Origin of the sequence: Enterobacter sp. 725m/11, assembly GCF_011683705.1 — a bacterium.
Classification (GTDB): Bacteria; Pseudomonadota; Gammaproteobacteria; order Enterobacterales; family Enterobacteriaceae; genus Enterobacter; species Enterobacter bugandensis.
On record NZ_JAAQOK010000055.1, the window covers coordinates 21,396 to 28,053 of the forward strand.

The window sequence follows — 6,658 nt, forward strand, 5'->3', positions numbered from 1 at the left end:
TATTAAAACAGAGTGATATTTCGGGAGGTCAACATGGCTGACTTTACATTGTCGAAACCGATTTTTGGCGGCAAACCAAAAACCTCCACGGCGGGTAATATCGCGTATGCCCTGTTTGTCCTGTTCTGCTTCTGGGCTGGCTCCCAGCTGCTTAATATGCTGGTGCACGCGCCGGGCGTTTATGAACACCTGATGCAGGTGCAGGATAACGGACGCCCGCGGGTTGAAATCGGGTTTGGCGTGAGCACGCTGTTTGGCCTCGTTCCCTTCCTCGCGGGGTGTATGATTTTAGGCGTTGTCGCGCTCGTCCTGCGCTTTCGTCGTCGCCATTAAAGCCCCATACAGCGAGCCCGGCGATCGTCCACGCGTTTTGCGAACCATGCGGTGGTCAGGTTACGCGTGATCTTCGGGCTTTCCAGCTGAATCCCCGGCAGAATTGCCCTCGGCAACGTTTTCCCACTCTTCTTATCGGCAAGCGCAAACACTTTCTTGTAGAGATCCGTTTTCTCAAATGCCAGGCTGTCGCCTTTCTCAAGCTGACGGCGAATGTCGCTGTTGCTCATATCAAGCGTTGTCGATAATTTCCGGATCGCCCGCTCGGTGCTTCCCGCCTCGCTGCTGCCGTAGGCGATAAGATCGCCGTCCAGCGCCAGCTTGACGCCGCTTGCGCGGCTAACCGCGCTCTGAAACGCCGCGTTACGGCTGGCATACCAGCCCGCGTTAAAGTCTGCGAAGCGGTACAAGGGCTCGCTGTAGTTCGCCGGATAGTTCAGCAGATGATACGTGCCGAACCATAGCCCGCCGCGCAGGGAGAAGACCTCCTGACGCACCGTACCGTCAATTTCCCACGGGTAGCCGTCGGTATGCTTCTCGGCAAACGCAATGCTCACCTGCATCGGGCCGCCGGTGTGAACCGGGTTCAGTGAGCCAAACAGTTTCTGCCCCATCGGCACCATGTTAATGAAATCATCAAAGATGGCGCTGAGCTGTTTTTCGGTTTTCACCGTGTCCAGCCGCTCGCTGTAGCTTTTGCCGTTTGGCGAAGTGATTTTCAGCGCGGTATGCACGAGGAATACCGGGATATGCATCGATTCCGCGCGGCGGTCGATCTCTTTCCAGGCAATTTTGTTGAGACCCGGCACCACCGGGTCTGACTGGTACATCGACTCCTGCTGCGCCACCGCCAGCACCGAGCAGATATTCTCCTCGGTTGGGGCAATCTTCTGGCTTTCAAAGGTTTTTGCCAGCGCATCCGCCCACGCATTGCGATCCTTCACGCTGGCGGGCATTTTTTGCCGCACAACGCTTGCGACATCCACGGGCTTCTCGCCCTTTTTAAGCGGAGCAGCCCCTTTTTCGGCACAGCCCGCCAGAACGAGGGCAGCCAGCAAGGACAGCGGTAACGCACGCGGTACGGCAAAAGACATAGCAACTCCCTGTATTAGCTAAATGTGTTGGTGACTTCCTGCAGGTCCCGATCGTCCAGCTCATGTTCAAAGCTGCGCAGACGTTTGTAGATGGACATCAGCTCCACCAGCGTGGTCCAGGAGTTGATCAGATACTGGAACGAGTTTCTGACCTGATCGAACACGTTGGTAATCTGGGTCAGTAAGCCCAACGTGATTGTTCCCGCAACAATAGACGGGAACAACAGGAATAGTCCAAAAACAGTATCGACCTGCAGATAGAAAATACGGGCAATATTGAAATACATGTAGTGGAAATAGAGCCGGAAATAGTTGAAACGGACGTTGCGGAACAGCTCTTTTATCGTCGGGGGCGCAGCGCGCGTTGGGTCGTCCTCTCCGTAGACCAGCTCCTTACGATAGGCCGCTTCCACACGCTGATTCTTAAACTCTAAGCCCGGCAGCTTAATCCCGACGACGGCAAGCAGGCCTGTGCCCATAAGCGACCAAATCAGCGCCGGGATGAGCAGGCCGTACGGTAAATGTCCGACAATCGGCAATGCTGAAATATGCGGAGAAAGCGCGACCAGAATCGGTAAGAACGCAAACAGTTTCAGGATGGCATTAAGCAGGCTGACGCCCATATCCTCAAGCGTTGACGCAAAACGCATGGTGTCTTCCTGAACACGCTGAGCAGCACCTTCAATATGGCGCAGACGCTCCCAGTGGGTCATGTAGAATTCGTTCATCGCCGTACGCCAGCGGAAGACGTAATGGCTGACGAAGAAATTATTCAGCACCGCCACGGTGACAGCGATCATCGCAATGCCCATAAAAATTTTTAACTGATTATAAAGCTCGCCAATTGGCACCCTGTTAGGGGCGCTCAGCGCTTTCTGGATGAGATCGTAGAACGGGGCATACCACGCGTTAATGGCTACGCTCACTTCGACCAGAAACCAGGTGACAAAAATAATCAGCGACGTTCCGAGAATGGACCACGTCTGCCAGCGATGAGGGGAATAATTAAACCAGAACAGCGCAAACAGCCCGACGCACAGCGCGTAATAGGCATAAAACAGCAGATAGCTGAACGACCAGAAGCGCGCCGCGCTAATCGGCACCTCGCCTGTCGCCCCCACGATGCGCGTCAGCCATGCACCGCCGCCCGCCAGCCAGAACACGACTGCGATCAGTGCCCAAATAAATGCCGACAGGAAAAAAGGCCCCGGCTTTGGGAAAAAAGACTTAAACATGATACTTCCTTCTTGTTGTTATGGTTGTTGCTGTGCTCAACACATTACCACACGAATACCTTGCCCGAGCCGGACCCCGGCTCGGGCAAAAAGGTCAGACCCGTGGGTTGATTATTAGTTCGCTTTCCAGTTTTCGAGAATTGTTTCGGTGCGTTTCACCGCGACAGGGTTCGCTGGCGCAATGAAGTTTCGCCAGACGTCGTTGTGGTGGTGAATCAGGATCTGTGCTTCGGCAGCCGGGCGGTTGGCGGTGGTGTGGGCATCTTCCGCCACGGTAATGTGGTAACCCCGGCTGACGCCATTCTTGACCGTGGCGTCAACGCAGTAATCGGTGGCGCAGCCGCAGATGACAAACTCGCGAATGCCCTGCTCGCGTAACAGCGCCTCAAGCCCGGTGTTATAGAAGGCATCGCAGGCGGTTTTGGTCACGTACAGCGCGCCGGCAGGTTGATGGAGTTCAGGCAGCAACGCAAACCCGTCACTTCCCTCTTCCAGCCCCCCGGCCTCGGCATGCTGAATAAAAATCACCGTGTCAGCAGCCTGCGTAAGCTGGTTGATCAGAGAGACACACGTCTCGCGCTGATGACGCGGGGTTTCAAACACCCCGTTCTGCATATCAACCACCATTACCACACGCTTTTCAGACATACCGTTCTCCGCAAGATTGAGTAACACTGGTGCCTATCATAAGCCCGATGTCACAAAATGGGAGAGCGCTCGCAGGGAAATTCTTCATATTTACCCATGGTTACGTTTTTCTCGCTATGGTTATGCTATTCGGGGCATTGCACGGTGCCGATTAGTAGTATAAATACCCATTACTTTCCTCATTCACTTCATGGATGCTTTTCGTTGAAACGTTGTCTGCTCTCTTTTGCCGCGCTGTGTGCGGTGAGCTTCTCCACCGCCCAGGCAGCCCAGCCGCTGACGGCGCCCGTTTTGGCTTCCGATATTGCCGATCGCTACGCGAACCTTATCTATTACGGCAGCGGCGCGACAGGGATGGCAATGGTGGTCATCGACGGCAACCAGCGCGTTTTCCGCAGCTTTGGTGAAACGCGTCCAGGTAATAACGTTCGTCCTCAGCTGGATTCCGTTGTGCGCGTCGCGTCCTTAACCAAGCTGATGACCAGCGAAATGCTGGTGAAGTTGCTCGACCAGGGCGTGGTAAAGCTCGACGATCCGCTCAGCAAATACGCCCCGCCGGGCGCCCGCGTGCCGACGTATCAGGGCACGCCGATTCGCCTGGTGAACCTCGCGACGCACACCAGCGCTCTGCCGCGCGAGCAGCCGGGCGGCGCGGCGCACCGCGACGTTTTTGTCTGGCCAACGCGCCAACAGCGCTGGAACTACCTGAGCACCGCCACGCTGAAATCCGCCCCGGGCTCGCAGGCCTCTTACTCGAACCTGGCGTTCGATCTGCTGGCGGATGCGCTTTCAACGGCGGCGGGCAAACCTTACCCGCAGCTGTTTGAAGAGCAGATCACGCGTCCGCTGGGCATGAAAGACACCACCTTTACCCCTTCCCCGGACCAGTGCAAACGCCTGATGGTGGCAGAGAAAGGCGCAAGCCCCTGTAACAACACGCTGGCAGCCGTGGGCAGCGGCGGGGTCTATTCCACCCCTGGCGACATGATGCGCTGGATGCAGCAGTTCCTTTCTTCGGATTTTTACTCTCGCAGCAGCCAGGCCGATCGTATGCAGACTCTTATCTATCAGCGTACTCAGCTGCATCGCGTCATCGGGATGGACGTGCCGGGTAAAGCCGATGCGCTCGGCCTGGGCTGGGTCTATATGGCACCGAAAAATGGTCGTCCGGGCATCATTCAGAAAACCGGCGGCGGCGGCGGATTCATTACCTACATGGCAATGATTCCGCAGTCCAACGTGGGCGCGTTTGTGGTAGTCACCCGTTCTCCGAACACGCGCTTCGTTAATATGAGTGACGGCATCAATAACCTGGTGACCGAACTGAGCGCCAATAAAGCCCAGGTGCTTACTGCGTCTAACTGATCTTAATATTCCGTGGGCAAGCGGTTGATGCTGACCAGCTTGCCCCGGCTCATATTGATGTAGTTCCCCTGACGCAGCGCAGCCAGGACTTCTGCAACGACCGAACGTGAAATACGTGTGCTACGCTGAATATGATTCATAACGCCAATTTTTGAGCGCAGCGAGTCATCCCACTCGGCCATATTGATCAACATCGCCCGGATCTGACTATAAGAGTTATTTCCCACCAGCTGCAGGTCACGCTTGCCCAGAATATGGTTAATCCATGACACCCAGCAGAAAGCATCCTGCCAGAGATGATTTTGCTGAATAAGTTGACGCGTGGCAGAGACCGGTAAATAAAATCCAGAACAGGTTGTGTGTGTCATCATGGAATATTCCAGATAACTATCATTTATCCATGCATTCAAACCATAGATAAAAGGTGCCTGCGCAATGCCCATCAGAAGTTCATCAGATTTACGATGGATAGCGGTAAGACCAGACTGTATTACAAAAGTAAATGGCTCATCATCATTATTGCCGGTTGTTATTAATTGCTGTGGTTCGATCTTAAAGGGGGTACCGGCGACTTCCAGACATTTTGCGAGCCGGCTTAATTCAGAAAGTGGTTTCGCATTAACGTTCATGCATACCTCAAAGCATCTGTATCTGTCGGTTCTTTATTATTTTTAAACCATATAAAAAAGCGGGGGAAAATATCCCCCGCGCTTTCTATTTACCAGGTATATTTCACACCCAGGTTTGCTCCCCAGTTCTGGTCAACGTCGCCGCCGCCCAGATAAGTCGCATCGGTGTAAGCACTGAAGTTTTTGGTGAAGCTGAACTGGGTGCCCAGCCCAACGCGAACCGCAGAGCCTTCGACGCCGTTATCAATGCTGTCAGAGTTGATATCAGCATTATTGTCAGCATCGTCATAGACGTAAGCCAGCTTGAAGTACGGGGTCAGCGCCTGTTCGCCGCCGTAGTTGAAGGTATAACCCGCATCCAGGCCAAGTTCATAACGCATGCTGTCGTAAGACTGACCATCGATACGCATGTCGTTGCTCAGTTGGTAGTCGTCGCCTGACTGGAACAGGCCGGAAATCGCCGCATAAGGGGTGATATAGCCTGAGAGGTTTGGTTTCCAGTCATAGCCCAGCTTCATCCCGAAGCCAACAGCGTCAGAGGTGGTGTCACCGTCAACATACTGACCGTTGCTCATGGTTGCAGAGAGGTCATTGTTAAAGCGGGTGTAGTTCAGTGAGCTGTCGAGGAAGACGTTGTTCGCAAACGTCGCAGACGCGTAGATCATCGCAGTCTGGCTGTCCTGATCGACCTGACCCGTACGATCGCTGATATCGCCTTTCGCAAAACCAGCTGCACCACCGACGATCCACTTCGCATTATTACCGTCAATCTGCGTGTCCAGACCGACCATAATGCCGCTTACGTCCTGATCGTAGCTGACGGTGCCGTTATCCGCGTCAAAATTGCCGCCGAAATAGCTCACCCACGCTCCGCCGTTGTCTGCCAGGCCATGACGGCTGTTGGTCAGACGCGTACCCACGGTATCCTGCTGGAGATTCCAGATATTGGTGTTGGCAGAAGGAATGCTCAGCGCCATGTTGGCGTAGTCAGTCAGCTCTTTCTGCTGGAGAACAACGGTGTCACCCTCCTGCTGCGCCTGATAGGTATAAGCACCTAAATCAGCTTTGTTTGCAGCAGTAAAGCTGGCTGCGGTATCTGCGTTATTGTCGTAGACGCGAATGATCTCTTTGTTTTTGTAGTCGGCAACTGAACCAGCGCCGGTTGCATCGTCGATGCGCACCTTGTAGTTACCGGCAACGTCACCATTCACCGCCAGATGGCCGTCGGAGTTCAGCGCGACAACACCGTAGTCATACTCCGCGTTGTAGCGATCGTTGGTGATATAGCGTGCGTTGTTCAGATCACTGTTCAGCACATAATCGCGGCTGGCAACGTTGAGCACGCCGCCATCGG

General features: G+C 54.4%; 7 protein-coding genes. 2 read left to right on the plus strand and 5 right to left on the minus strand.

What is annotated here, in order from left to right:
* Positions 1-33: 33 nt before the first annotated feature.
* Entirely contained in the window at positions 34-333 is a 300-nt protein-coding gene (locus tag HBA26_RS19350) for a DUF2755 family protein (RefSeq protein ID WP_014882725.1), read from the plus strand.
* Here the strand turns inward: HBA26_RS19350 and HBA26_RS19355 are convergent.
* The 3 genes from HBA26_RS19355 to HBA26_RS19365 all read right to left on the minus strand — a co-directional run bounded on the left by HBA26_RS19355 (position 330) and on the right by HBA26_RS19365 (position 3,310).
* Positions 330-1,427, minus strand: a complete 1,098-nt coding sequence (locus HBA26_RS19355) for a DUF1615 domain-containing protein (protein WP_045259878.1) — start codon at positions 1,425-1,427, stop codon at positions 330-332. The genes HBA26_RS19350 and HBA26_RS19355 overlap by 4 nt on opposite strands.
* Before the next feature lie 14 nt (positions 1,428-1,441).
* Complete coding sequence (gene sbmA, locus HBA26_RS19360; protein WP_028012117.1) at positions 1,442-2,662, minus strand: peptide antibiotic transporter SbmA; 1,221 nt, start codon at positions 2,660-2,662, stop codon at positions 1,442-1,444.
* A gap of 114 nt (positions 2,663-2,776) precedes the next feature.
* Complete coding sequence (locus tag HBA26_RS19365; protein ID WP_041911110.1) at positions 2,777-3,310, minus strand: isochorismatase family protein; 534 nt, start codon at positions 3,308-3,310, stop codon at positions 2,777-2,779.
* A 204-nt stretch (positions 3,311-3,514) separates the two neighbouring features.
* Between HBA26_RS19365 and ampH the strand changes: the two genes are divergently transcribed.
* Complete coding sequence (gene ampH / locus HBA26_RS19370) at positions 3,515-4,675, plus strand: D-alanyl-D-alanine-carboxypeptidase/endopeptidase AmpH (RefSeq protein WP_047367588.1); 1,161 nt, start codon at positions 3,515-3,517, stop codon at positions 4,673-4,675.
* A 2-nt stretch (positions 4,676-4,677) separates the two neighbouring features.
* Here ampH and HBA26_RS19375 read toward each other — a convergent pair whose 3' ends face one another.
* Together HBA26_RS19375 and HBA26_RS19380 are read right to left on the minus strand one after the other, a co-directional pair.
* A complete protein-coding gene (locus tag HBA26_RS19375) occupies positions 4,678-5,304 on the minus strand; it encodes a helix-turn-helix domain-containing protein (RefSeq protein WP_028012114.1) in 627 nt (208 codons plus the stop codon).
* A gap of 89 nt (positions 5,305-5,393) precedes the next feature.
* On the minus strand, positions 5,394-6,658 hold a 1,265-nt coding region (locus tag HBA26_RS19380; RefSeq protein ID WP_166720994.1), incomplete at its 5' end, for an autotransporter outer membrane beta-barrel domain-containing protein.